The sequence below is a fragment of the Nitrospira sp. genome, from assembly GCA_005116745.1.
Lineage (GTDB): Bacteria > Nitrospirota > Nitrospiria > Nitrospirales > Nitrospiraceae > Nitrospira_D.
Genome location: SWDS01000002.1, coordinates 119,481 through 145,335 on the forward strand (window position 1 = coordinate 119,481; position 25,855 = coordinate 145,335).

Below are 25,855 nucleotides of genomic sequence, written 5' to 3' on the forward strand. Positions count from 1 at the left end.
TGTTCTCTTGCGTGATCGGGAAAGATATATAAACCCTTCACCGAGACATACTTCGAAAAGGGCACATTCATTGCCTTCACAAGCTCTACGGCAAATCCGTATCGAATACCGGCTCACAAAGACATTATGCCTTTGTGGAAGCACGCTTACAGGTCTGGAGTAATTTCCGACTTGCCCATGCATGGCGATCGACAGCAATCGTATTGATATAGGTATCTGCATAAATCAAATAATCATTCTGCTGCAAAAGGCTCTGCAGTTCGCTGATTTTCTCCTCGCCTCCATCTTCCGTATAGGTCAGCGTCTCAACACAGAACACCTTCGGCCTAAACCGCTCGAAATCAAAACCTTTCAGTATCGATAGATCCATCCCTTCTACATCAATCGACACAAAATCTGGCACCGACTCGAAGTACCCCTCAAGAACTTGGTTGACTGTTTTCATCTCCACCGGAATCACACGCTCAATCTGTTCTGTACCATAAGCCTGATACCGCTCGGCCTCCTCACGGGAAAAGGTATTGAGCGTTGACGTGGTCATCAGGAAAAGATCAGCCGTGCCAGGCACACTTCCAATGCCCACCGGCAAGCAGATATCACGGGGGCGAACTTGCTTGAATGCCCTCAGGGCATTCGGGTCCGGTTCAACGCACACACCACGACCACCCTGCCTATAGAAATAGTATGTGTTGCTGAGGTATCGAGGATGATGTGCGCCAATATCAAGATAGGACACTTTACCGACATCGAGCACGGCCAATACATAATCGACGATGAGATCCTCCCCACACTGAGCGTATGAGACCCTTTCAGATCCGATTGCCCAATTGGCCAAATGACTGAGCCGCCGCCTCAGTCTACTAACTAGCCCCATAGCTCCCGTTCCTTATATTCATGGACCGTTTCTCCATAGCTCGGCGATCTGGAAGAGATGGACAGGGTGCAGGAGAACCACAACATCTCACAATCATATTCAGCCCTATTCCCAAAGACACCGAACACTTTCACAGTGAACAGGCCGTAGTAGCCCGCCGCGCCGTCACATGGTAGCCAACCGTAAAACGCCTCTCGCGGTCGAACCTATCAAGCCATTTGCATAACACAGGGACGATTAAGCCAAGGACAGGAACCAGCACGACCCACATCGGAAGCCAGAGCAGCCGAATCCCAACCGGAAGGCTCGTACTCCACGGACTAGTCGCTTGAATAAACCGTAATGATTCCTGTCCGAAAAATCGAAATGATCCTTCGTTCGGCTCAACGGTGATTTCCTCAAATCCAGCCGCCTTCAGAAAGCGCTCGTACCACCAGGGTGTATAGCCACCGTAATAATGGTAGGGCTCTTGATGAATTCCTGATCCGAGCGGCGCGGTGAGAATGAGCGTTCCTCCTGGCTGAAGAATCCTTGCCACTTCACAGACCACTCGGATGGGCTCAGGATGATGCTCGAGCACCTCCGTACAAAGCACCACCCCAAAGCTGCCATCAGGGACTGGAATGGCCGTCACATCCGATACGAAATCAAGTGCTCCATAACCGCCATGTCGAAGCTGCTCGCCCCGCAAAGGCGCGAGGTCTTGGGTACGATAGTCGCAGTGTGCGAACAGCTCACGATACGGGCAGGACCCGGCGCCGACATCCAGCACGCTGGTCCCATTCGGCACCAACGACGCCTGTAGCGCTATCCATCGATCGCGCCGTACGACGTTATAGGCAAACAGCTCGCTCTGAGCCAGCCAGGCTCGTAGCCCCCTACTCACGTGCCTTCACAAATTCAAAAAGACCGCACCCATACTCTAGATTGGCGGCCGCTTCCGGCGAAATCTCCTCGTTCAACCGTCCGGCATCGTCAACGAGAGAAAAAGCCTTGAGCTGGAGTTCTTGAAAGAAATCTCTGACCGTGCTCGGCGAAAACACTCGATGCGCATTGAAACACACCCGCTCACGTCCAACCGGCACCGAGAGGAAGAGCCTCCCACTCGGTTTCAATACCCGCTGTAGCTCCGTGGCTGCCAGCCGGCTCCCCTCAGGGTTGATGGGGTCACCGTATCGACCAAGTCCCACATGCTCAAGGACATGAAGACAGGACAATGACGTGATGCTTCCGGCACGAAAGGGCAACTGAATAATATCTCCACCCAGCGGGAGGAAGTTCGAAAGGTGAACGCGGAGCGGCCGATAATCGACAAAAATGGTTTTTGTGGTCGCGCTTAATACATTGATCATCATCACGCTCGAACCGATGTCGACATGAAAGGGAGGCATCACGTCGTGCAGGCGCCGCGCAAGCCATGCAGCTTGAAAAAAATAATGTGGATCGAACGGCGTGTCCACGACACGATCGGCAAGACATGGGTACGAATCGCGGAACGAGATTTGTTGTGTCGCGGCCCTCTTATTATAGGTGTTCCATTCCACAAAATAGCGAGGCAATGCGCCAATGCTGGTAAAGAGGTGAGGACCAAGAAACGCCGCGCCCCACCGAACGATTGCACTGTTGCGGAAATGATGTCTCACGAAGACGATAGGGAAACGATCATCATTGATAGAAGCAGCTCAAGAACAGCGGTGAGCGATAGAAATCCACTAGTGGCACACTCGATCGGTGATACTCCAGTATTCAAAAACATCATGAGGAAATGGCCTTTCCCGCTCAAACCTCTGTGCCATGGCAGAATAGCTCACAAGGTCTCTCAAATAGAGCGACTTCCAGTCATCGACGCACTGTTGCATCCTACTCACCCAATCATGATCCAGAATATCCAACTGGGTACAACATGAGGCGATACGAGAGGCATCTTGTGTACCCAATGAGATCGTGGCTCTCCCCGTTTGAAGCCCGGCAGCGATCCGCATCAGTGACAACCATTGCCATCCTTCCCGCTGTGGAATATTGACGATCACTTTCCCTGATCGATTGATGGCGTTGCGGCGATTCCTTGAAATAAATTGCCGAGGACAGGCCACCGATAAGCCTTCCTTCTCCAACAATGCAAGCAATTTAGTCCGATATTCCGTCATGGCCCCTGTAAACACAAGATCGTGAACGGTATCAGACGCCTTACCAACCGCTTCGCATGGACCATCCCCAAGGGCGGGGAACGGGATCGTGCGCACATCTAGACCAGGCAACATAACCGATATGTTTCGCAATTCAGGCAAGTCGCCTAAGACAAAGAAACACCGTAGATAGGGCAAGCACTCCATGAGATGCCTGATCCGCTTCAAGATCGTAGCCGAATGCATATAATCGTTCTGACTACCAAGCGGGGCACCATGGAAATAGATCTGGCCATGTTGGAAATCCAAATGCTCGGTCATGATCACTGCGACTCGTTTCCGTGATGATCGGCAAAAATCCAGTAATACATCTCTACTCTTTTCGGTGGGAAAACCTTCAATGACGACATTCAGAGACGACCGGCGTGGCTGTCTGCCTACGGAAACCGGATAGCCGTGCTGTCGGAAAGCAGTGACCGCAAAGCTCACCTGGTCACCAATCCCGTACAATTGATGATTGTAGACCCAACAATGGATGGAGGGCTTCTTCAGCGGGTGCCTCGTCTCGCCGCTTCGATAGAATCGACGGGATTTCCCCAATCTTGGAGCCACGCCGCCTCGGCAGTGAGTGTACTCAGAATTTTGCGCTGAACCTCTTCAAGCGAGAGACCTGAGAAAGAGGGGATAGATCGTTTTGAGAGCAATTGTGCTTGTGCAAATTCGCCTTCGCTTTGCAAGATGGCATAGAATTCCTTGCCTTGACGGACTATGTTGAAATTATGAAAACCCTTCAAAACGACCTGGGCCGGTTCAGCGTCTTCTTCGCAGGCGAACAACTTCAACGCCGGAACACTTGCGGCAATACTTCGGAGCACCTCACTGACAGAATCCCCACGATGACATGAGGAATAGCCACCAGCCTCGGCCTTCTCCGGAGAAAAATCCCCTTCTCGCTGGAGAATGGCATAGTATCGATCACGATGACGAATAATGTTGTATCCGGTTACTCCCTGACGAACGAGCTCGATCTCGGGTACTGCCTGAGGCCTGAAAAACCTGAGCCCTCCATGCCGACGATACACCGCTAGAACTTGGGCGGCATACTGGTACAAGGCCGGAAATGGCCTGAGCATTTTTGAAATCCATTGAACCAACTTGCGCCGTACTCCTTCGCGTCGCCCTCCGAGCGGGTGAAGGTATGTTCCTTCCAGTTCTTCCAAGGTATTGGCGTACATCCCAGGCGGAGCGCCATTTTTACAGTACTGGGCTAATACCGACCAGTCATTCAGCTCGATGCGAGGATTTCCATACGTCTGAATCATGGCGCCGCTCAATTCCCACACCATGCCGAACTCCGTCTTAATTCGCAACATCGGCTGTGGAGGGCTTTCAAACACTCGTGCCCAGCCATGATTCTGAATCGTACAATCGCTCAAGGACAATTTCAGATTGTCGGAAGCAACTTCTGTTAGGTCAGACGTTCCTCTGAATTTCGTGTAGAGATCAGAAACCGAGCCCCAGAAGTTCTCGGCAAAACTCTGCCCTAAAAACTGCGTTTGCGCATGGACGATAGTGCGCCTGTGCATGTCCCAATATGCGTCATGATCTTCAAGAAGCCGGCATATGCGGGTGGTCAGTTGCTCCACAAGAAAACGATCAAGCTCCGGCCTTCGATAATAGTGGTCGACCAAAATGCCTGTTAGCGCGTCTTTCTGCCAGACCTCATTTCGCACGCCGCGCAGAACAATCCCATTTTCCTCATCATGAACGAATACCGAGGTCCCCACAGTGTCAGTCACGATTGGAAGCGCTCCCGCCCTCATGGCCTCCATAATTGAGACAGAATGCAGAGCCACACTGGGGAGCATGAGAAAATGCGCGCCGGCCATTAAAGACTGTATTTCATGGCTGGTCAGATAGCCTTGATCCCAGACGATACTTCGGCCAATCTCACCTTTGACCCAGGAGACATCAACGCCATATTCGCGCAATTCGACATCGCCGGGCATTGTACTACGAAGCATCAGAAGGCCGTCTCGACCACTAGCTACAATCTCCTTCCAGAACCGCAAGACAAGGTGCCCGCCCCGACGAAAGAAATTCGCTGAATTCTGGTTGGCAGAGTTGATAAACAAGAATCGCGGCCTGGAAAGCGATGGTTTTTGCTCTGCTTCGTGCATAGAGAACGCATTGGCACTTAACCCCATCTTCGAGGAGAACAATTTCCTGTCGATGGTTGAGTCTGACAAAAACGAGCTCAGCGCATGAAGCGTGTCCGGCACATGGGAAAAAATTCCGAGACACAGAGGACTCGCAAAGATGCTTCGATAATGCTCCTTGAGTTCTTCATGGTTTTCAACATTGCCACTTCCTTGCTGAGCAAACGGGAACAGAACTGGCGCAAACGACTCGCAGTGAAAGACAAATGGTCGTTTGAGGGAGGGAAATGGAGCGGTATGATGAAATTCCAGGTCCCCCTTGAGAGCGGTTGTCAGAACGTGATCAGGGGGCCAGAAATACTCTTGATATCTCTTTGCAATAGAACTTCCATCACCTCGATCGTGACGATGCGCTTCCCACTTTGCTCTCTCTACCACAGTCCTGCGCACAGAAGAATCATCCCGGAACTTGCGATAGAGCTTGACGTTATCCCAGGCGGAAATTTTGATATTCTCCGAAACATGATCGAACAATGCCCGATAGATCGGATGAAATCCATCCAATGGAATGTAGTGGCTAAGACTCCAAGGAATCGAGACGTTTAAGAGAGGACTGGGCATTTTATGTTATGTCGCCGGTTCATTGGCCAAGAGATGTGCCAGACTGCACAACCAGCTTCGGCCGTACACTAAGAAACTAGTCGTTCTTTTCGCCGCCACACCCCAGGCTCTTCCAGATGTGGTGCGTTAGTGCACGGCCAAAAGTGGTTGGGGATACTCTTGAGTATATGCAAATGAGAGGTGGCGCCCATCACGATTGAAGAAGAACCCGTTAGGACCACCCGGCGGATGTGACAGCAGAACCAGTACCATGCTGACCACCGCGTAAGGGCTTTCCGTCGATCCCTGATTCATTTCAGTACGGGCTTCGCCGGGCACCAACACGTTGATCTGAACATCCTTGCTCGGATACCTCAACACACATTCGGCCGCAAGAGATGCCCCCAGCGTATTTAGAGCTGACTTACTGACATTATACGAGCCGAAACCCGGCGTCGATGCCCAGCCCGCAAAAGAGGACAGAAAGAGAATCCGAAAACCGTCGCCATGATCTAAGAGTGGCATGGCCGCCTTACAGGTCAACCACTGCCCTGTCACGTTCGTTGTCAGGAGATTCGTCCAAGCGGCTGCACTCTGACCAGTGAGTGGGAATGCAGTCTCTCCTGATTGAGGAAGGGCGGCGCTGTTCACCAACCCATAGAGGCTAGGGGTAACGAGCTGGATATTTCTCACCGCACGGGCAAGATCGTCCTCCGATCTAATATCCACCGGAACAGCGATACAGCGCCTGACATCGATACCAAGCGCTGCGCCCTCGTCCACCGCTTCACGTAATTTCTCGATTCGTCGCCCTGAAATAAAGACCCGAGCTCCTGCAGCAGCAAGCGCCAGTGCAATACATCGTCCATACCCAGTGCCCGCGCCCGTTATCCAAAAATCTCTTCCCTTAAGCCGCTCCCATCTCGCTTGCGGCAAGCCGAAACGATGTTCCCGCCAAGAAGCCGGATGGACGTTTTGCAAAATGCCTGGCGTTATAATGCTTTTCTGGAACAACCTCATACTTCAACGGCACTACACGACCTGTTATTGTTTTGGCCTAGCGCCAGGATTTCATTTTCAACGGCGTCACGGGATACGTCGCGGATGACCCCCGGCATCTCAATGACGTCGATCTCGGTCAGATCAATAGAACCTAACGCATGCGGCATACCATAGATCCAACCTTCATAGGAAATGACGTCATAGCCTTCCTCCGGCATGGCACGAAGTAAAACAGGCGATTTCGTAAACCCGGACGCGCGGGAGCGACCGTCAGTTGTGGCGACAGGAATCTCCCCCGCTTCCCCTCTGATTTTCCGAATCATCCCGTCAACTTCAGCAATGGCTTCTCCGACCAGCATGCCGGGAATCGACGCGAGCAAGCCGGAATCCCATTCCACATAGGCCCCATGAGGCACCCCGTAGAACAGGCCGTCAAATTTCACGAGGTTGTAATTGCCGATGGTCCACAACAATTCCGGTTGAGCATTCTTAGTCGCGACGGAGAGGATAGCGAAATCTTCTCCATGTACCGGCACTCCGGACGTCGTCTTGGTACCGGTGCCCCGTCCGGTCACAAGGCGTATGATGCGCTTCAGCGGCTCTTTGACATAGGCGACAGCTACCGCGTGCGGGAGCAGACGGGCAAGTTGCAGATCACTCAGGTACCCTCCGGTTCCGCTGTTAAAACGTTCCTGACGGATGAGACGCCGAAGCTCCTCTTCAAATGATGGAGGCAGTAGCTCGGCCATCTGACGCCATACACTAACATTGCGTTTGCTTTCTCCCGTGCTCTTGGATTTTCTTTCGATCGATGATCTCCGACCAAACGGATTTTTTAAGGCTTCCTGATCCACGGCAATATACATCTTGCCGAATTGCAGGATGCGAGGTTTGCTGGGGATCGTCGCGGATTCAGACATGTCGCCCACGCTATCCACTCGCATATAGGATCCGGACGCGCGCTGCTTCTTTTGATCATCGTAATGACCGCGTGAATTCGCCCATCGACCACTCTCTTCAATAACCGCGACAAGCTCCTCTTCGGTTGGATACCGTAGAATTCCCGCGATTGCGTCCGACTCAGGGCTTGTCACGTCAACACTGCTCAGTGCGGCGGGAACGCCATAGTACCAGCCGTTGTAGAAAAGGATCACATGCGTGTCCATTTTACGCACCATGCGGGGCGATTCTCCCACGATCCCGAATAACGGAGGCTCCGCCAACGGTTTGTCGGCATCCAACGTTTGAGTATCTTGCGCAGGGTACATAGGAAGTGCTTTTGCTGGACGCGCCGGGGTTTCCTCAGCGAGAGGCGACCGCTGGCTGGCAACTTCAAGCGCCCGCTCCTCTTCCGTAGGACTCAGGATATTTCCGGAATCTTTACCCCCCGCCACTTCAAATTCTCCGGCGCTGATTGCGTCGCCATTCGCTGAACCAGTTCGCGCTTTGTCGCGATTGAATTTGACGTCCTCAATTACCCGATGGGCCCAAGCTCCCACATTAAATCCCGCATCGTAGAGGGCAAGGACGATACGCTCAAACCGCTCTTTTCTTACCTGAGCGTCGATGTACGGATCGGTGCTGTGCCACTGGTCTGCGGGAAGGGCTCTCGGATACTTCTCGTACATTATTTCCTGAGGTTCCTTCAACACAATGTTGTGGGAAGCCGGATCAATCCAGTAAACGCTGCCGTTCACCAAGATCAGCGGGTTGATGTTCGCCAGCCGACCGATGTACTTACGATTCTTGAGAATGAGATCAATCCCCTCTTCCACGTCTTGATCCGTTTCTCCCGGAACGCCGATGACCCAGTTAACCTCGGTAAAGATCCCCACCTCCCAGCAGTCCTTTAGGTTCTGGGTGATCATGTCAGTCGTGTATCCCTTCATCTGCAGCCGTAACGTGCGCTCTGAAAAAGCGTCGATCCCGAAACGAAGCGCGACAAAATTGGCCTCCCGCAGCTTCTCGAAGAAGGCCCGGTTTTGCTTCCTGTTGACGCGGAGCTGGCCGGTGAGTTTTACCTTCCGATGAAGACCACGACGAATAATCTCATCACAAATCTCCATGACTCGCTCGGGCATACCGCCAAGGTCGCTCTCGTTAAACATGAACAGATGGCAGCCCTGTCCGACCAACCACTCCAGTTCATCCACAAAGTTTTCCTTGGTACGAATGCGCCAGTAGAACCGTTCGGCGCAGAACGTACAGCGCGACCAGCGACAACCCCGGCTTGCGATAATGGGCGTCAATTGGTAGTCATTGAAGTTTCTGTACACGCTCAGGTCGCACCACTCATACTTGGGGAATTCGATCTGATCGAGGTTATGAATCATCGGCGCCGGAATATAAGAATATTCGGGCGTATCGAAACGGGACAGTACACCCGGCTGATTGAACGGCCGCTCACCCCCGGCCAATGCCTCTAACAGCGGACCCGCCGTGAGGTCTGCTTCGCCGATGCACATGTAGTCGCATTCCGGAAATGCGCGAAGGCCGACATCCGCGTTGTAGCAACTGAACCCGCCCACCACAATCATGATATCGGGTAACTGGGCCCTGACGCCGAGCGCAACCGCCCGCGCCGCCGCCTCATTGCATCCTTGGATCGAAAGCCCGAGTACTTTTGGCCGCGCTGCAACCAAAGCCGCGATCGTCTCGTCGATGACCGGTCTGAAGAACTCCAATACTTCGTTGCGCCCGGTTGGACCGGAAGCCCCTCCCCCTGTTGCAGTCCACAGGTCGTAGTGCTCCGCCTGCCAAGGATCCTCCGGCAAAGCCAAATCACCAGGAAGCGTGATGCAGCCACCCATGTCAAAGAGCCGGTGAACATGAAACCGATGGTAGGAGATAATGTCGAGATCGACGATCTGAAAGGACACCGCAGTCTTCTTCAGGGCATTGTTCAAATATCCCAATCCATTGGGCATCAAGGACAGGTTACGTGAGGGGCAGTCGACAATAGCCACGTCCAGATCCTTCCTGAACTGGACCTCTGGGAGTTCGATCGGATAAATATTGCGTGGTAACGGCGTCCATCCGCGGGCCGGGATGACGTCGGGCGCAATCTCCGCCAAAACCGTGAGATCGACTATAGTGACCGATTGAGGCAACTGCTTCGTCATCTGCATGCGTGATAACGCCAACGTTTCGCAGAGGAACGCTGTTTGCGTTTCGACGGGCAACGCCCCAAGCTTGATACTGGCTAAGCCATGCAGCTGGTGCATCTCCGAAAGATTTTCGTACAACACAACGCCGATAATCCGAGCATTGAGACTAGGGACATGCTGCAAGAGATAATCTATAAACCTCTTCGAACCAACCAGGGTCAGGCCTGGCAATGTCATAAGATGCGCTCCAAGCGCACGCAAACACGCCACATCATCTGACCCATTGTCGAAGGCGAAGCATTGGTGAGGACTGAACGTGACACGTGCCCCCTCAACCTTAGCAGTTGCATGGCCTTTCTTAAGAGTCAAAACGACGGCTGTATCGGTCATCACTTACCTCACATCAAAGTTAAAGAATCGATGCTTCAACACGACCCGGCCCTGCGCACGATTTATCCCTTCCAGCGGTAAACGATGGAAGCGAGCGAGTACATACAACATGCGTACGGATGCTCCCTCAAATAACTTTCAGCCTGTTCCCATTCGAGTCATCATCAACTTTTATCGTCATCCACTGAAGCGTCACAGCCAAATCATCGCCCTACAGGCTGAGTTGCATATTTGGGAAGAGATCGCACTTCATCGATAGTGGCGATCAATCGTGCTCCGTCCCACCCGCTGTTGGCGTCGCACAACGCCGCCAGCTCATCCGGTATCGAATTTTTGTTGATCGCGGGCATGGCGATAATGGGCTTATTGTGTCTCTTTGCCATTTCAACTTCCATATCAACCCAAACTCGGGCGCTCCGAATCTCATACACCCCGGCAAGCAGCACAACAACATGCACGGGAATAATCTGGCTTTCCAGAGAAGTTCGAATAAATCGGCCTCCTGCTTCCGTATTCGGACTTATTGCTGGATCATGCCACGGCAAGCTGAAGTTCCGCCAAAGAAGCCCCGGTATCTTGTCCATCAGTTCGGTAAATTTCGTCCAATCCTCATGAAAACGCCAGGCATGAGTAATAAAGAGGTCATAAGTTTTTGAATTCCCCATGATGAGCGTTCCCGAATCGATCTCTACCTGGTCTAACCCCTAGATGCCACGTGGACTTTTTCTAGAATCACTTCGTAGTTGCTGGCAACCAGTAGATCCGGGTGAACTCTTCCTTCGTCCGTCGACAGATCAAGATGGCCAATACTCTTTGGCACAGCAAAATACTCATCTTTGAATTTTACGAGGTTGTACCTCTTTACAGAGCACAGGAGCGTCGGAGCGTCTGCCGGCACTTCATAATTGATTCGACGTGGAAGGATGCGATCTTGATACATAGCGCGAAGTCTTCCTGCGACGCGTGGTCCTAGCAACGAAACAATACCTTTGCGAAATGGAATCCAGATTCGATCTCCAAGATACTGCCCGATGATTTCTTTCGCCAGTGATAGCCATAACGACCACACCGCCCAAGGTGAATAGCCGCTTTGCTCAGTTAAGTCGGCATACCGAGTTTCAAGCTCAGAACCGATGCGCCGATTCCGCATCCGCAAAGCCCAGATATCGTGATTTTCACGAAGCGGTTGAAATCGGCCTGTGGAAAACGCTTCCACAGCCGTCAGCGCGTGGCCATTAATATGTGGGTACGCCTTTTCCAGCAGCTGTTTCAGGGAAGCCCGCTGGCCATTTGTGCCAATTGGGTCCGGATGAGCGAAGTGCCACAGCGCCACAGCCTCATCATGCCACACTTCCTGCCAACCGGCATTGATCAGGCGCCACCCCAAATCATAAGGCCCACATAGATAGCCTCGATAACTGGGATGTTCATCAAAACCTCCGAATCGGATCGCGTCGGCTCGACGCACTGTCATACAGGCACCCTCATTGACAATGAGAGGCCACCATTGCCAGCGCTCGCTATCCTTGAGTGTCTCAGCGTCGGTCAGTCCTTCGGGATAGAGGAGAGACGTGCGCCATTCATAGTGCATAAGCACCAGTGGAACAGCCGATCCCCCGGACTCTATTTGAAATGAACGAAATACGGAACGCACGAAATCAGGCGGAAACACCGCATCGCTATCGCACACACAGATCAGCTCACCACGCGCATGCAACAAGCCGACGTTATAACCGACATGTTTGTGATAGATACCCTGTTGGTTGCACGTGATGACGACATCTGCCTTCTTCAACACTTCGTCGACGACGCGGTCATAGACTTCCACCCATATCAGCTCATACTTATCTTTCGGCACATCTTGTTGTAGCAGCCAATCCAGAGTGGTGAACCTCTCGCGACATCCCCAATCTAATAGAATGATGGATAGGCGGGGAGAGGAAGGCGATACGCTTTTGTGAACAATCATCGAAATAATATCCTGAGAAGGTCTGTTTAACGAACACAATAATTGAGGCGTAGAATCATCTACTTCGCTCAATTGCTAGAACTAGAATGGAGAGCAACACGATTCCCAGCGACTTTCGCACTGGGCTTGAAAGCGCATGAATACGACACCGCATAATGAGCTTGAGAAGTTCACTTCAATGCGCTCAGCCTCTATCGAACATTCGAATGGCGCATAATTGCTTCTTCAAAAGTCTTGCTCGTGAGATCAAGATCGCGAATAAAACTGCTCCTCAAGGACCTCGAAGTTCGTCGCAAGATCGACAAGACCGTCAAATGGTCGGTCGCGGTCCAAGCACACCAAGCAGTGCGCAATCGATCGGCGAACATCCAATACACATCCGCCCCGTGTGCCATCTACCTGCATCACACCAAGATCAAGAAAATAATCTCCAGGACTTATGCTAAGAACGAACGCAAATTTAAAGACTCGTGCCTCTCCGCCAGAGATTGGCTTTAATTGCTCTCCCATAATGATTGTATTTGTGGCATAGACATATATTCCCTCCACCGTCTTGATGCAAAATCCAACTGCGGGCTCCTGTACATCTCTAAAGAATGCCGCCTTCACATAAATATTGAGCATGGATCGGAAAGAGACATCAACGACATCCCACAAGCCTTCACATTGGAGTGCATAATCTACGATCTTAGCGTCGCCGTTGCCAAATCGCGTCTCGGTCTTATTGTAGCTTTTCCGGCCATGACAAACATCCGCCATCGAGTGAGTACTTGCCATTTCCGAAACCATCCTATTTGCTCCACCTATCTCTTCTCTTATCGTTATGCTATGTGAGCCTTCCGACAAGCTATTCCTGCCAAAGAGCAGCTCGTGATACTTATCGACAATCAACCCAGGCTCCCCGGTTGCTATCATCTTTCCCTGATCAAGCAAAACCGCCTGCTGCGCATAAGTTGTGATCAACGCCATACTGTGAGTAACGAACAAGATCGTGATACCTCGCTCGCGCAAGGCCGACAAATGCTCATAACACTTATGTTGAAACTTCGCATCTCCTACTGCCAATGCCTCATCAATTATCAGAACATCAGGGTCTACGTGAATCGTGGCTGCAAACGCAGCCCGCACAAACATCCCCGATGAATATGTTTTGACGGGCTGATCGAAAAACTCCCCGATGTCGGCAAACGCTTGAATGTGCGGCATGCGCTCGATCATCTCATCACGAGAGATTCCGAGTAATGCGCCATTCAGCATCACATTGTCACGTCCTGTGAAGTCGGGATTGAACCCAGCGCCGAGCTCGAGCAATGCCGCGACTCTCCCATTCACAACCACGCTGCCGTTTGTAGGTTGGACTATTCCCGCAATGATCTGAAGAAGGGTGGATTTTCCTGATCCGTTTCGTCCGATAATTCCGATGGTCTTCCCCTTGGGGATATCAATGCTGACCTCATTGAGAGCCAAAAACTCTCGGTGATACCGTTTCCGGAATGGATGGAACGTCTCGAAAAGTCGCTCCTGTGGAGAAGCGAAGAGTCTGAATTTCTTGGATACATTCCTAACTGAAATTGCAATCATCTGATGATGTAGGCGGCGCTACATTACGTCGGCGAATTGCGGCTTGAGTCGACCGAACACGTAGGCGCCCGTTAGAAGAAAAAGGAGTGCAACGCTCCAAAAGTACAAAGTCTGGCCAATGTCTGGAAACTGATGGGAGACCAACACACCACGATACCCCTGAATAATATAGTCGAGAGGGTTATACCGCAATATCGGTTGGTACTGTTCTGGCAGATTATCAGGTGACCAGACGATGGGGGTCGCCCAAAACAAGAGGTTCAACCCAATACCAAGCCCATGGGAGATGTCCCTATAGAATACTTGGATAGCTGACAGAAACCAGCCTAACCCTACGACGAGGACACAGGTGCAGAAAACAAAGTAGAGCATCAAGAGCATAGAGAGATGAAACGTGACGTGATAGTACGCCAACATCCCGGCCAAGAGGACCGTGAAGACTCCGTGAGGGACTAGACTTGCCGTCAAATGGACTATTGCGAGAACTTCTGAGGGAAAGACGGTCTTCTTGATAAAATGTGCGTTCCGGACGACGGAATCCGTGATCAATGTCAGCGATTCATTGAAAAACAGCCATGGCACAAAGCCAGAGACAAACCAAAGAATGAATGGTGTATTACCCGGCCCCTGTGACCGAAATCCGATGGCAAAGACGAAATAGAATATGAATATGACGGCTACCGGGTGTGCAAAAGTCCATAGAATCCCAGCAAGTGTCCCCGCATACCTACTCTGCAAATCTCGAGTTGCCAGGGCCAGAATCATGGTCTGGTGGCGATACAGATTGCGAAACAGCTGAAGAATCAGCGCCACCTGTTGCCCGCTGTAAAGTGAACTTGCATTCTATTGAGGCGACTGATCAACACACCTTCCTGCAATCTATAAGCATGCATCGCGCCTTACACATTCCCATATCGCGTGTTCTTGATCATCGTGTAGCCCTTGATCAAGTCGCTGATTCCCGCATCAAGCGAGTACATCGTTTTGAATCCGGCGGCTTCGATTTTGGCGTTGGACACAATATAGTTCCGTTGATCCGGGTCCTTGCCGACCGGAGCATCGAGGAACACAAAGTCCGAAACCTGTTCCTGAATGTGTTCGCACAACTCGCGCTTCGACACGTTGGCATCGGACAGGCCGACGTTGTAGATCTGGCCTTTCATCTTGTCGAAATGCTCGATGGCATGCTGGAACACACGCGACACATCGCGCACATGCACGTAATTGCGCTTGAAGGAACTTTCGAACAAGACTACGAATCGATCATGGACGGCCCGGTACGTGAAATCGTTCACGAGCAGATCGATCCGCATGCGCGGCGACATTCCAAACACCGTGGCCAGGCGAAAACTGATCGCGTTTCCTCGCTGCATCAGCTCCTTCTCGATGCCCACTTTTTCCTTTGCATAGAGGGAAATTGGATTGAGCGGTGACTCTTCTGTACAGAAGTTATTTTTATCCCCGGTGCCATAGGCGCTGTTGGTGGTCGGCATCAACACCATCTGCTGCTTCGACAGCAGCTTCAGCATCAGAACTATGGCGTCATGGTTGACGGTGGTCGCACCCACCGGATCCTGGCTGCACATCGGCGCCCCCACCAGCGCGGCCAACGGAATCACAATATCGGCCTTCTTGATCAACGGTGCCATGACACTTTCGATCCGAATATCGCCTCTCACGACCGAAAAGTTGGGATGATGGCACATATGGTTGAGGCTGGACTGCTTGTACATGAAGCTGTCCAACACCGTCACCTTGTGGCCGAGCTGAAGAAGATCTGGGACCATGGTAGAGCCAAGATAACCCGCGCCGCCCGTGACAAGGATGTTGAAATTCATAGATGTGTCCTTTTCTGTTGATTGAGCCATGATCGCACAAACCTAGCCAGCTAGCAGGGTGGCGGCTCGATGATAGTCGTCAGGCACACCGATGTCGATAAACGTGCCCGCGAACTCGATCCCAAACAACCGCTGCCCTGCCGCGAGTGCGCCTGGAAACAGGTCGTTTTCTAAGGACAGCTTTTCACCGAAAGTCCGAGCCCCGGACAATACGCGTGGGTGCACCCAATAGACTCCCCCGTTGGCAAGACGAGCCCCTTGCTCTACGCCCGATTTCAGCGACGTAATCCGTCCCTCAGACGACAGCTCGATGCCCATGTACCGCCCCTGCTCACTCGTTCTAAACAAGGACAAGCCCCAGTCTGCGTCATGTTCCAGGGCATAGGCATTCAATACACTCCAGTCCACCCCGAAGTAGGTGTCTCCATTCAGAAGCAAAAATGGCTCTCGAAGGCCAGTTTTCTCTGCGGCAAGCAGAAACGCACCGCCAGTACCCAATGGCTGTTCCTCAATAGCGTATTCCAGGTCCACACCTTTGTATCGAGCCCCAAAATGCGCCGTGATGGCTTCATGTCGGTACCCGACGGACAACACGAATCGGCTCACCCCCTGGCTGATCCAATAATCGAGTTGATATTCAAGAAATGGGCGTCCGCTGATCGGAGCCATGGGCTTCGGAAGGTCGGGCACGGCGCTGCGCAACCTGGTCCCGAGCCCGCCGGCAAGAATCACGGCCGAGGGCATGACGGTCTCACGCGGAGTTTAGCACCTTGCACAACTCATCAATCTCCTCATCGCGCAGATCTGGATAGTTCCCGATGTAGAAACCGTAAAAGTGAACGCGCTCGGTTTCCGGAAACTGCAGATGGTGATCTTTCGGCACAACGCCTTTGAGATACGGCTGGCGAATTTGATTGCCTCCGCCCGCGCTCCCACGCCGAAACTCGATGCCCGCCTCGCGCATCACTCTCATGAGTCGCTCGACCAATGCGTTGTCCGGACGTGTCAGGATGAGATTAAACGCGTAATTACTTGACCCTTCTACCTTGAAATCGGTGCGGTATCGATCGGAATCAAGCTGCCGCAGAAACCGTAGGAGGTTTTCCGTCCGACGCTTCACGTTACGATCCAGACGCTTCAGTTGGCTTCGACCCAGGATACCGCCGATCTCTGTATTCCTGGTGTTATAGGCCGGGAATGCAAAAATGAAGTCAGGATTCAATTCAGGATTGGCGGATCGGTAGGCCGCTTGGACCGCCGGATCATTGGCTTCGCGGACCATACCATGAGACCGCAACATGCGAACCTGCTGATAGACCTCCTGATCATTCGTGCAGATCATCCCCCCCTCAATCGTGCTCATGTGGTGCGCGTAGTAGAAGGAGAAATTCGAGATCCACCCAAAACTTCCCAACCTTCTGCCATGATGCGTGGCCCCGTGCGACTCGCACACGTCCTCAATCAGTGGAACACGCCGCTGCTGCAACTCGTTCAATAGCCGGTCCTCCAGCCCATCGAAGCCTTGCACGTGAGTCAGGAAGACTGCACGGGTCCGTTCCGTGATCGCGGCGCAAATCTTGTCCGGATCCATCCCCAGGGTTCGAGGATCGATATCGACGAAGACCGGCGTGAACCCATTCTGCAAGACCGACGCGATATCGGACACCCAGGCTAAAGGCGGAACGATCACCTCTCCACCTTCTGGATGGCGGATCTTCAGAATGGCCATTGTCAAGAGATTCGCCGACGCTCCGGAATTGACAAAGACGCTGTGCGCCACTCCCAACCAGGCCGACCATTCAGCCTCAAAGGCTCGCACATTCGAACCGTGCGTCAGGATCGGATCTTCCTGCTTGAGATGCTCGATCACTGCATCCAGATCTTCACGAAGTATATTATTGCGCATCAACGGATATTTCATAGACACCTATTCACATCCCACGGAAGCACTCGATACAGATTTCACCCCTCTGCAACCAGACGCCGCTATTTCTCGTTGTAATAATCTCCATACTCGACAATGACGGTGCTGCGTCCATCGTCACGCAGCAGCGCCCACTCATAAGCCGGAAAGACATCTTTGGGTTCTTCCAGCCGAATAACTTCGATCGTACTGCACATCATGCGGATCGCCTCGGTAAAGTCACCCACATGCTGATGCTGCGGGTGGAGCGGACGCTGGGCCCCGATTCCCGTCCGGATTATGGCTTTAGTTCTGTACCCACCGTTGGACATGACCTGAATCTTGTCCAAGTGATTGACCAATTGATTGATGGCTAAGAGGAGGAAATTCCATCGCGGGAAAATGCTCACGGGAACGAGCCCACTCAGGGCCAAACCGATGGTCATTCCCATCTGCATCTCCTCGGCGACCGGAAGCTCGATCAAACGATCAGAGGGTACCTCCTTGAGCGTGTTGCTCATCGCCGTTCCAGCAACAGACACCGCTTGTCCGAGAAAAACCGTCCGCGAGTCCTGAGCCAGGAAATTCATCGACCGCTGAAGTTCATCAAAATATTTCATGTCTCACCTTAGAAGGCTGTTGAAAATCTTTTTGGTAGTCGCAAATCATGGCGTACAGGATGTTCAAAAAGGCCGGCCAGCAAGGCCGCAGTGAGCGAAAAGGCGAACGTACGCTCGGTACATTGAGCCTCTGAGCCCGCATCGCCGACTTTGCGAGGCGTGCGATGCGAGAACGAAGCTGGAGGACTTTTTCAACATCCTGCTAGAACTGGACTCGCACACCGGCGCCGGCATGCGGATACTTCGTTTCATAACGGTAGTAGCTGATGTACTCGTCGGCTGCATCTTCAAAACTCAGGCGAGGCTGATTCCAAGCCTCTCTGGTATCGGTACAGACTGATTTTGCGTTGTCCTCAATAATGAAGTGGATCGGCAAGTGATGGTTTCGGCTGTACTTGATCGCCTCGTGCGCAATCCCTGTCTCGGCTGTCATATCGCCCATGAAGCAGTAGACTTTGGCATCCTCTCCACGCCGCTGAATCGACATTGCTGCGCCGACGGCGATCGGCAAGACACCGCCGACAATGGCCGAGGAGAACACACGCTGCTCGGGGAAGCAGAGGGAAATGGACCGGCCGGCCACGATCTCATCTCGGACAGAATCTTTCGGGACCCCCTTCAACAAGCACTGATAATGCGAGCGCCACGAGCAAAATACCCAGTCCTGAGTGCGAATATTGCGAAAGACTCGGATCATCGCCTCTTCATTTCCAAAATACAGATGAATAGGCGCACGAATCTTTCCTGCATTGAACAACGTGGCAATCTCTTCTTCAAATTCGATTAACTCGTCTTTTGTCATCTCCCCATCCTTCGCATGCTGCGCATCGATGCGCAGACCGTTAGTGCCGTATCTCCGACCATCTCACCGCGCAACGGGCCAGACGACAATGCCCATTCGTTTATCTACGGACCTCCGGCATGGATCCGGTCGCCGTCTCAACCTGCCTCACATACCATCGGTAGGTCTCCGCCAAGCCCTCGGCAAGCCCAATGTGGGGCTTCCATCCCAGCGACTGGATTCGCGTGCTATCAAGTAGTTTCCGAGGAGCGCCGTCGGGTTTTGTCAGATCCCATTCAAGTTCGCCTCGATAGCCGGCGACGTGGGCTATCATCTCCGCCAATTCCTTAATTGAGACATCCTGTCCCACTCCAATGTTAAGAGGAAGCTCGACGGCAAGTTCGTCTTGGCTCATGAGATGCACACAAGCATCAGCGATATCGTCTGCATGGATGAATTCCCGTCTCGGTGAGCCGCTTCCCCATAAAGCGACCGATTCGGCCCCACTCACCTTGGCCTGATGAAAGCGTGCCATCAGCGCGGACAAGACATGCGCTGATTTCGGGTCAAAATTGTCGTGCGGCCCATAGGCACTATTCGGGATCACCGGAATGAAGCGGGTTGCATGGTCTTGCTTGTTATACGCCAAACACAGATACGTCCCTGCGAGCTTAGAAATCGCGTACGGCAGGCTCGTCGGTTCAGGCTTGCCCGATAAGAGTGCATGTTCAGCCATCGGCTGGGAGCATTCTCTGGGATACATACAGGAAGAACCGAAAAGAATCAGCCGCTGCACGCCGACCCGACGTGCAGCCATCAGCACATTGAGCTGAATGGCGATATTCTCATCCATGAAATCAGCGGGACATGTCTGATTTTCCATTATTCCGCCAACTCGTCCGGCAGCGAGAATCACATACTCCGGATGGACCTCCTCGAAGAACTCAGAAACCTGCCCGGCATCCCGCAGATCCACTTCACTGCGCTGCCTCGTGATCGGAGTGCGATGCCCATCCCGCTCCAACCGCCGGACGACTGCCGATCCGATGAGACCGGCGTGGCCTGCGACATAAATGGTGGCATCATGCGATATCATCGCGTTCAGAAAAGCCCTTGAGGTTGGTACAGCACGACACGGCTGCCCGTGTTTTCAAACCGAAACGGGACATGCACCAGATGCTTCAACCGATCATGAACTTTTGCCTGCAATTCAGGTTTCACAAACAACAGCAAGAATCCTCCCCCACCAGCGCCAAGGATCTTTCCGCCCACAGCACCCACTCGCATCGCCTCCTCATACAGATGGTCGATTTCAGGCGTGGAGACCCTGTCGGAAAGGCTGCGTTTACAGAGCCAGCTCTGATGAAGTAACCTGCCGACCTCCTCGATCGGTATCCTGGGGTTCTGAAGGATCATGATGGCTTCATCGACCATCTCCTTCATGCGATGGAGCTCTGCCTCTCGATTCTTGAAGTTGTCGATCTTTGATTTGGCGACCTCCGACGCGATTCGTGAGAATCCGGTAAAACACAGCATCAGATGTGATTGAAACTCATGCAACCGGTCCTTCGCCAGGATAATAGGTGAGACCTGGAAGGTATCGTTCCGCTTGAAGTCGATTCGATTGAACCCTCCGAATGCAGCCGAAATCTGATCCTGTGACCCGACATTCTCCTTGATGATGTGCTGTTCCATATTGATCGCTTGGGCGGCAAGCTCGTCTTTCGGAATGTATCTGCCCCGCAAGGCTGTTAACGCATGAATCAAGCCAACCGTAAACGACGAACTGGAGCCAAGGCCTGATCGCGCAGGTAAATCGCCGTCGTGATGAATCTCAAGCCCCTGATCGTCGCACCCTGCCCATGCAAGAATGGCCCGGACGGCCGGGTGCTTGATCTCCTCCACACGACGCACATTCTCGATAATCGAATAGACGATGCGGTGCTTGTGCTCGAAGAAAGGCGGGAGATACCGGCAGCTGATATGGCAATATTTATCGATCGAGGTCGCCAACACAACTCCGCCATGCTCCTGATACCAAGCCGGATAGTCGGTGCCGCCGCCGAAAAATGAAATGCGGAAGGGTGTCCTTGTAATGATCATGCTGGAAGATCCTGCGTTTTCCCCTTACGCCTAGGCATAGAGTTCGAATTAATCACCGAGTAATTTTCGATGCAACCGGACCTTGGCCATGGCTTCGACGTTTGCCCGCTCGTTCTCTCCAAACTTCGTTTCAACCAATTTCAGGTACGCGGGATTCGAAAAGTACTGTTGCCATGCCTCATCCCGAAACTTCAGCACCTCCGTTGCCGTGACATGTTTTGTCGGAAGAGGCTGACTATCGTACGACAGGAAGGCGTACCCGCTATAGCTCTCCGGCAGCTTCCACCCTTGGTCTTTGGCCATGTGGTACATCGGACTTCCCGGCAAGGCTTGACAGGGATACATATTGGCCATTTCAGTGTTCAGTTCAAGCGCTAGATCCAATGTCTCCCTCATCGTCTCCAGCGTATCGTCAGGAAATCCAAAAATATAGTTACTGATGACGTTCATCCCCTCAGCCCGCACTTTATCGCACACCGCCCGGATATTGACTTCTTGGAAAGATCCCTTCGAGACCTCTTGCCGCACCGTTTGGTTGCCGGCTTCGATGCCAAGCGCCAGCCAATTGATGCCGGCTCGCCTAAACAGGTCGATATATTCGTGGCGTACCGTATCGACTCTGGCGTAGGCCCACATCCGCAAAGCCAAATTGCGTTGGATAATGTCCTGCAACAGAGGCTCGTAGTACTTCCGATTCAAGAAGAACATTTCGTCGCTGATGCGGATGGTTTCCACCCCCATCTCCGCCAGCTTCTCCAGCTCTCCGGCAATGAGCTTCGCGCTCCAGAAACGCATGCCACGGGACTGCGCCGCATCAACTGAACTGCCATTATCGACACGATTGATGATGTTGATCATGCAGAAATCACAGGCAAACGTGCATCCCAAGGATGTGTAGATCGCTGCGAAGGGCGTACGCTTCTCATGATCGAACTCAGCATGCCAAAAATGCGCCCGATACAAATCCAGCGGACGCGTCCGGTATGGCAGAAGATCCCACGCGTAACCCGGCATATCGATGTCCATTCGATCTTGCGGAACGACTGCTTGCGGCTCATTCAAGATCGGTCGACGCGTTTCCCTGGGATCGCCTGTCTTATATCCAATCCCCTTCACGGCCTCCAGCCCGGAACGGAGGTCAGTGCGCAGAAGATTGTGCAGCGCATACACACCTTCGTTCAGGAGCACGAAATCGACGAACGGAAGCTGCAGGACATCCATCGGCAAGGCACTGGTGTGAGACCCTACGAAACAGACAGAGAGATTCGGATGCTGTTGTTTGACTTCGCTGGCAAGCGCACTAGCCCCGATCATGCCAGTCGTTCCGGAATTGGGATTTTGTCCGTACACCACGAACACGATCAGGCGAGGGTTCGCACTCTGAATCTGACTCACGGCATCGGACAACGATAACTTTTCGGCGTCACAATCCAGAATCGCCACGCCGAAGCCCTTCGCTCGACATGACTGAGCAAGCAATAGTGCCCATGTCGGAGGTTCAATTGCCGAATAGGTCTTCGCCAATCCTTGATACGCTTGCAACGACGAATCGGCGTTGACGAAGAGCACATCCAGCCTTTTAGAAGGCATGCGTGATGTGGCCATCACTCTCTCTACCTCTCCTCGATTTGTAATGGGATATTTTCCACGAGAACGGCCTGTTCATCATGCTAGGCCCACTAAATAACTGCAATTATAAAAAACACGAGCTAAAAAGTCACCGTGGCCCGCTTCAACTGAACATTCGTGCGCTGAGCTTTGCCACCAGAGTATAGGGGTCTATTCGGAGCAGACGGGAACGGAGTAACCGATGCCGCCACATCTTCCTCCTCAGCGAAGGGAGGTCCTGCGGGTGAATCTGCCCAACTACCTGTGCCTTGCCATCTCGAAATCGATGAATCGTACTTCCTCTTAAGATGCTCTTGCCGTACGCTTTTACAGCTTTACGATAGGCGACTTGTCCAGGCTTCTCCACATCGCTCAAACGCTGACTGCGCTGATCGTGGTGCAAACGACCGAAATTTGCAACCACCGGAATAAAATATGGGCTATACCCCTGTGTGAAAAATCTGTACATGAAACCGAGATGCGGGCAGGTTCGAAACCAATCGCTCGATTGCCTGTCCGGAAACCACGTCTTAAGCACTTCACTCCGCACACAATAGTTGCCTTCCGGTAACGGAAATCCGCTTGCCAGCCAAAACGCCAGAGAGTCTTGCTTCTGTGGAGGTGGATCTGCAAAAAAATCCTGAAAGCAGACATTCAGCAGATCTCCGTCCTCGGACATGGTTTGAGCAAACCCCCATACCAGTGAGACCTCCTTATCCTCTTCCAGAATCTCGACGCATTTTCGGAACCAATTCAGATCGAGAAAACCATCCGAGACGCAGCACTGAATGATGTATTGACCTCTCGCCATGGCCAAAGCCTTTTGATAGGCCTCCACGACGTGCTCATCCCGCTCCGAGATCCAGCGGACGTGGGGAAATTCTTTGAGAATCTCTACCGTCCCATCTGATGATCCTCCATCAACAACAATGTGCTCAATGCTTCGAAAAGTCTGTGCCGCCACACTTTCGATCGTTTGCCGGAGAAAATGTCCATGATTGAGGGACGGGGTCACAATCGAGAGCACTGGTTGCGCGACATCGATAAGATCTTCACTCATCTTTAGTCTGCATGATCAGATGGACGAACAGGGCATAGATAGCCCTCGGCTCGAAGGAAATCTAATGTCACAGGCGGAACGCATTCGGCTTTAAGGGCGCTCTCATTAAGGACCAGCCCTGATTTCATCACAGATTCCACTCACCTCAGGGCGAACTTGACGAATCCATTCCTTCGCCATGACATATTGCAGAAACACCATGGCGAGCCCAGAGATGACCAGCGCGATTATGGCCTTGCCTTCAGATAACTCCCCAAATCCGGCACCCATCGCACGTCCCAGGAGACACAATGGAACAGCTAATGCTGCCGCATACAGGATTCGCCGAACCGGCCATATCACCGGCAAAGCGCGACGACTGATGGGAATCACCGCAGTCAATGCAGCCCCTGCAGCCGCTAGAAGCGCCAACGCCGTTCCCATCAGAGGCTCAGAGGGAGCGAGAAGGTAGACGAGCGTAGGCGCGACGAACGCACCGATCACGAAAGGTACGATGTTGACGGTCATATCGACTTTTGCCAACCCAAGCTGGTGAAGCGTCGAGGAGATGGCTCTAAACGTTTCCGTTAATGCGGGCCAGATAAGAATCGAGGCGATTACTTGAAACTGCTCCCCCAAGAGGAGCTTCACCAGAAATGCTGCGTTCCCGATGAGGAATGCACCAAACAGAATGACAGCAGGAATGTAGGCCGCCGCATAGGCATTCCATACCTGCGCGATCCCCTCCCTGTCTTGCCCCTTGAGGGCTCGAAACAATGTCGGACTGTAAAACTCGTTGAAGAGGTTTTCAAACGTCTGCATGGGGACTGAGCAGATCATATACCCTGCTGCAAATAGTCCAACAGTCGCAATGTCGGCAACCCAGCTAAGCACAAACCGATAACTTTGTGTCTGAATCCAGAAAAACAGAAACGCGATCGCCTGCGGCCCCACGAACATGGATATCGTCTTCCAATCGAATGGGAGGACATCCAGCGGCTGAGATGTACTCACCGAAACAACCTCTCTGGCGTACCGATCTAACAGCACATAAGAAAGAGACGAAAGAAGAAATCCGCAGAAGATTCCGAGCAGCCATATCTCAGGACTTGCATCCTGTTTCGACCACCATAATGCGAGAAGGAGCCCTCCCCACGCCGCGATGTTCATGAACAGAGCATAGAGAAATCGATGCCCTATGAGATTCAGCCCAGAACTCCCCATCGTATGAAGCGAAAAACCCACCGTATAGAGCACGACTAAGCCTGCAACCCAGACTGGAGCCATTCCTGAAACTACCATCAGCTGCGTCTGAATCGCCCACACAACTGAACCACAGGCCAGAGCAACAGCGAGGATAATAAGCAGATAGGATCCCAGCCTTTGACTTAATACTCCAGCATCCATCCACTCCAGACATCCACGACCGATATAGGCCGTCATGGGCATTAACAAAGCAGACGTTCCGAGAATGGCAAGGCTCATCAGCTGGTTCATGCTTCCAACCTCACCGGGCGACAACACCGTCGTTGCGGTCTTGATGGTGATAAGCCCAGCGAGGACTTGGAGCGCTCGTCCAAGACCAAGAATGATGATGTCACGAAAGGGTGTCATGATGCGGCTATCCTAGCGCAGAACTCCACATCGCCCTTCGAATGCGTCAGCAAGGGGTTGCCGCGCCGGAGGCACAATCTGTTCCGGCAATTGAGATGGGGAGAAAAACCGTACCTCTTCACTCTCGTGACTACATACGATTCGTCCGGACAACACTCGCGCACCAACGACGACATCGACCAACTGAACCACATCCCCATTGTCCGGATAGGTCACGATGCGACCAGCAGGGTCTGAATACACACCGATCAGATGCGTGACCTCCACAGTGAGGCCGGTCTCTTCCAGCACCTCGCGTACGGCTGCGTCAATCAGAGACTCACCCGGCTCGACCTTTCCTCCAGGCAATCCCCACCATCCGCAATCGCGACGCTTTTCCAACAGTATGGCTTCTTCTGGCCCTCGAACGACCACTCCGACTCCCACGCGCACCCGCATCCCCTCCACAACGGTGTTCCCGTACATTGCGCAAATCTCGAACTGGTTCATACAGACGGTCCCAACATCATGCTCTTTAAAATTTGACCGAGCTGATCAGGCT

General features: G+C 52.6%; 22 protein-coding genes. All 22 read right to left on the bottom strand.

Annotated features, from left to right (window positions below):
- Positions 1-124 precede the first annotated feature (124 nt).
- The gene (locus E8D52_02665; protein ID TKB69974.1) at positions 125-874 is read right to left on the bottom strand and encodes an FkbM family methyltransferase; all 750 of its coding nucleotides are present in this window, start codon (positions 872-874) and stop codon (positions 125-127) included.
- Positions 875-1,004: 130 nt separating this feature from the next.
- The gene (locus tag E8D52_02670) at positions 1,005-1,760 is read right to left on the bottom strand and encodes a class I SAM-dependent methyltransferase (protein TKB69975.1); all 756 of its coding nucleotides are present in this window, start codon (positions 1,758-1,760) and stop codon (positions 1,005-1,007) included.
- Positions 1,753-2,490, bottom strand: a complete 738-nt coding sequence (locus E8D52_02675; GenBank protein ID TKB70356.1) for a DUF268 domain-containing protein — start codon at positions 2,488-2,490, stop codon at positions 1,753-1,755. Before E8D52_02675 ends, E8D52_02670 begins: the two co-directional genes overlap by 8 nt.
- Before the next feature lie 96 nt (positions 2,491-2,586).
- Entirely contained in the window at positions 2,587-3,612 is a 1,026-nt protein-coding gene (locus tag E8D52_02680) for a hypothetical protein (GenBank protein TKB69976.1), read from the bottom strand.
- On the bottom strand, positions 3,549-5,780 hold the full coding sequence (locus E8D52_02685; protein ID TKB69977.1) for a glycosyltransferase family 4 protein: 2,232 nt from the start codon (positions 5,778-5,780) through the stop codon (positions 3,549-3,551). Before E8D52_02685 ends, E8D52_02680 begins: the two co-directional genes overlap by 64 nt.
- Before the next feature lie 126 nt (positions 5,781-5,906).
- Positions 5,907-6,779 (bottom strand): SDR family oxidoreductase, encoded by an 873-nt coding sequence (locus E8D52_02690; GenBank protein TKB69978.1) that lies wholly within the window; start codon positions 6,777-6,779, stop codon positions 5,907-5,909.
- On the bottom strand, positions 6,776-10,258 hold the full coding sequence (locus E8D52_02695; protein TKB69979.1) for a B12-binding domain-containing radical SAM protein: 3,483 nt from the start codon (positions 10,256-10,258) through the stop codon (positions 6,776-6,778). The genes E8D52_02690 and E8D52_02695 overlap by 4 nt, the downstream gene beginning before the upstream one ends.
- Positions 10,259-10,461: 203 nt before the next feature.
- The gene (locus tag E8D52_02700; GenBank protein ID TKB69980.1) at positions 10,462-10,923 is read right to left on the bottom strand and encodes a hypothetical protein; all 462 of its coding nucleotides are present in this window, start codon (positions 10,921-10,923) and stop codon (positions 10,462-10,464) included.
- A 32-nt stretch (positions 10,924-10,955) separates the two neighbouring features.
- Complete coding sequence (locus tag E8D52_02705; protein ID TKB69981.1) at positions 10,956-12,227, bottom strand: glycosyltransferase; 1,272 nt, start codon at positions 12,225-12,227, stop codon at positions 10,956-10,958.
- Positions 12,228-12,473: 246 nt separating this feature from the next.
- Positions 12,474-13,808 carry an ABC transporter ATP-binding protein gene (locus tag E8D52_02710; protein TKB69982.1) on the bottom strand — a complete coding sequence of 445 codons (1,335 nt, stop codon included), beginning with the start codon at positions 13,806-13,808 and terminating at the stop codon, positions 12,474-12,476.
- Between the two features lie 18 nt (positions 13,809-13,826).
- Positions 13,827-14,621: an ABC transporter permease gene (locus E8D52_02715; protein TKB69983.1), complete on the bottom strand. Its 795-nt coding sequence runs from the start codon at positions 14,619-14,621 to the stop codon at positions 13,827-13,829.
- Between the two features lie 86 nt (positions 14,622-14,707).
- On the bottom strand, positions 14,708-15,646 hold the full coding sequence (locus E8D52_02720; protein TKB69984.1) for an SDR family oxidoreductase: 939 nt from the start codon (positions 15,644-15,646) through the stop codon (positions 14,708-14,710).
- 42 nt (positions 15,647-15,688) lie between these two features.
- Positions 15,689-16,390 carry a phosphohexose mutase gene (locus E8D52_02725; protein TKB69985.1) on the bottom strand — a complete coding sequence of 234 codons (702 nt, stop codon included), beginning with the start codon at positions 16,388-16,390 and terminating at the stop codon, positions 15,689-15,691.
- A gap of 7 nt (positions 16,391-16,397) precedes the next feature.
- Positions 16,398-17,552, bottom strand: coding sequence for a DegT/DnrJ/EryC1/StrS aminotransferase family protein (locus tag E8D52_02730; GenBank protein ID TKB70357.1), 1,155 nt, complete (start codon positions 17,550-17,552; stop codon positions 16,398-16,400).
- 80 nt (positions 17,553-17,632) lie between these two features.
- Positions 17,633-18,169, bottom strand: coding sequence for a hypothetical protein (locus E8D52_02735; protein TKB69986.1), 537 nt, complete (start codon positions 18,167-18,169; stop codon positions 17,633-17,635).
- A gap of 202 nt (positions 18,170-18,371) precedes the next feature.
- Positions 18,372-18,971: a hypothetical protein gene (locus E8D52_02740; GenBank protein TKB69987.1), complete on the bottom strand. Its 600-nt coding sequence runs from the start codon at positions 18,969-18,971 to the stop codon at positions 18,372-18,374.
- Positions 18,972-19,071: 100 nt separating this feature from the next.
- Positions 19,072-20,046 carry a GDP-L-fucose synthase gene (locus tag E8D52_02745; protein ID TKB69988.1) on the bottom strand — a complete coding sequence of 325 codons (975 nt, stop codon included), beginning with the start codon at positions 20,044-20,046 and terminating at the stop codon, positions 19,072-19,074.
- Between the two features lie 5 nt (positions 20,047-20,051).
- Positions 20,052-21,053 carry a kinase gene (locus tag E8D52_02750; GenBank protein ID TKB69989.1) on the bottom strand — a complete coding sequence of 334 codons (1,002 nt, stop codon included), beginning with the start codon at positions 21,051-21,053 and terminating at the stop codon, positions 20,052-20,054.
- A 48-nt stretch (positions 21,054-21,101) separates the two neighbouring features.
- The gene (locus tag E8D52_02755; protein TKB70358.1) at positions 21,102-22,628 is read right to left on the bottom strand and encodes a radical SAM protein; all 1,527 of its coding nucleotides are present in this window, start codon (positions 22,626-22,628) and stop codon (positions 21,102-21,104) included.
- A gap of 157 nt (positions 22,629-22,785) precedes the next feature.
- Positions 22,786-23,721 (bottom strand): glycosyltransferase, encoded by a 936-nt coding sequence (locus E8D52_02760; GenBank protein ID TKB69990.1) that lies wholly within the window; start codon positions 23,719-23,721, stop codon positions 22,786-22,788.
- Positions 23,722-23,826: 105 nt separating this feature from the next.
- On the bottom strand, positions 23,827-25,314 hold the full coding sequence (locus E8D52_02765; protein TKB69991.1) for a hypothetical protein: 1,488 nt from the start codon (positions 25,312-25,314) through the stop codon (positions 23,827-23,829).
- A 12-nt stretch (positions 25,315-25,326) separates the two neighbouring features.
- Positions 25,327-25,803 (bottom strand): NUDIX domain-containing protein, encoded by a 477-nt coding sequence (locus tag E8D52_02770; GenBank protein TKB69992.1) that lies wholly within the window; start codon positions 25,801-25,803, stop codon positions 25,327-25,329.
- Positions 25,804-25,855: the final 52 nt, after the last annotated feature.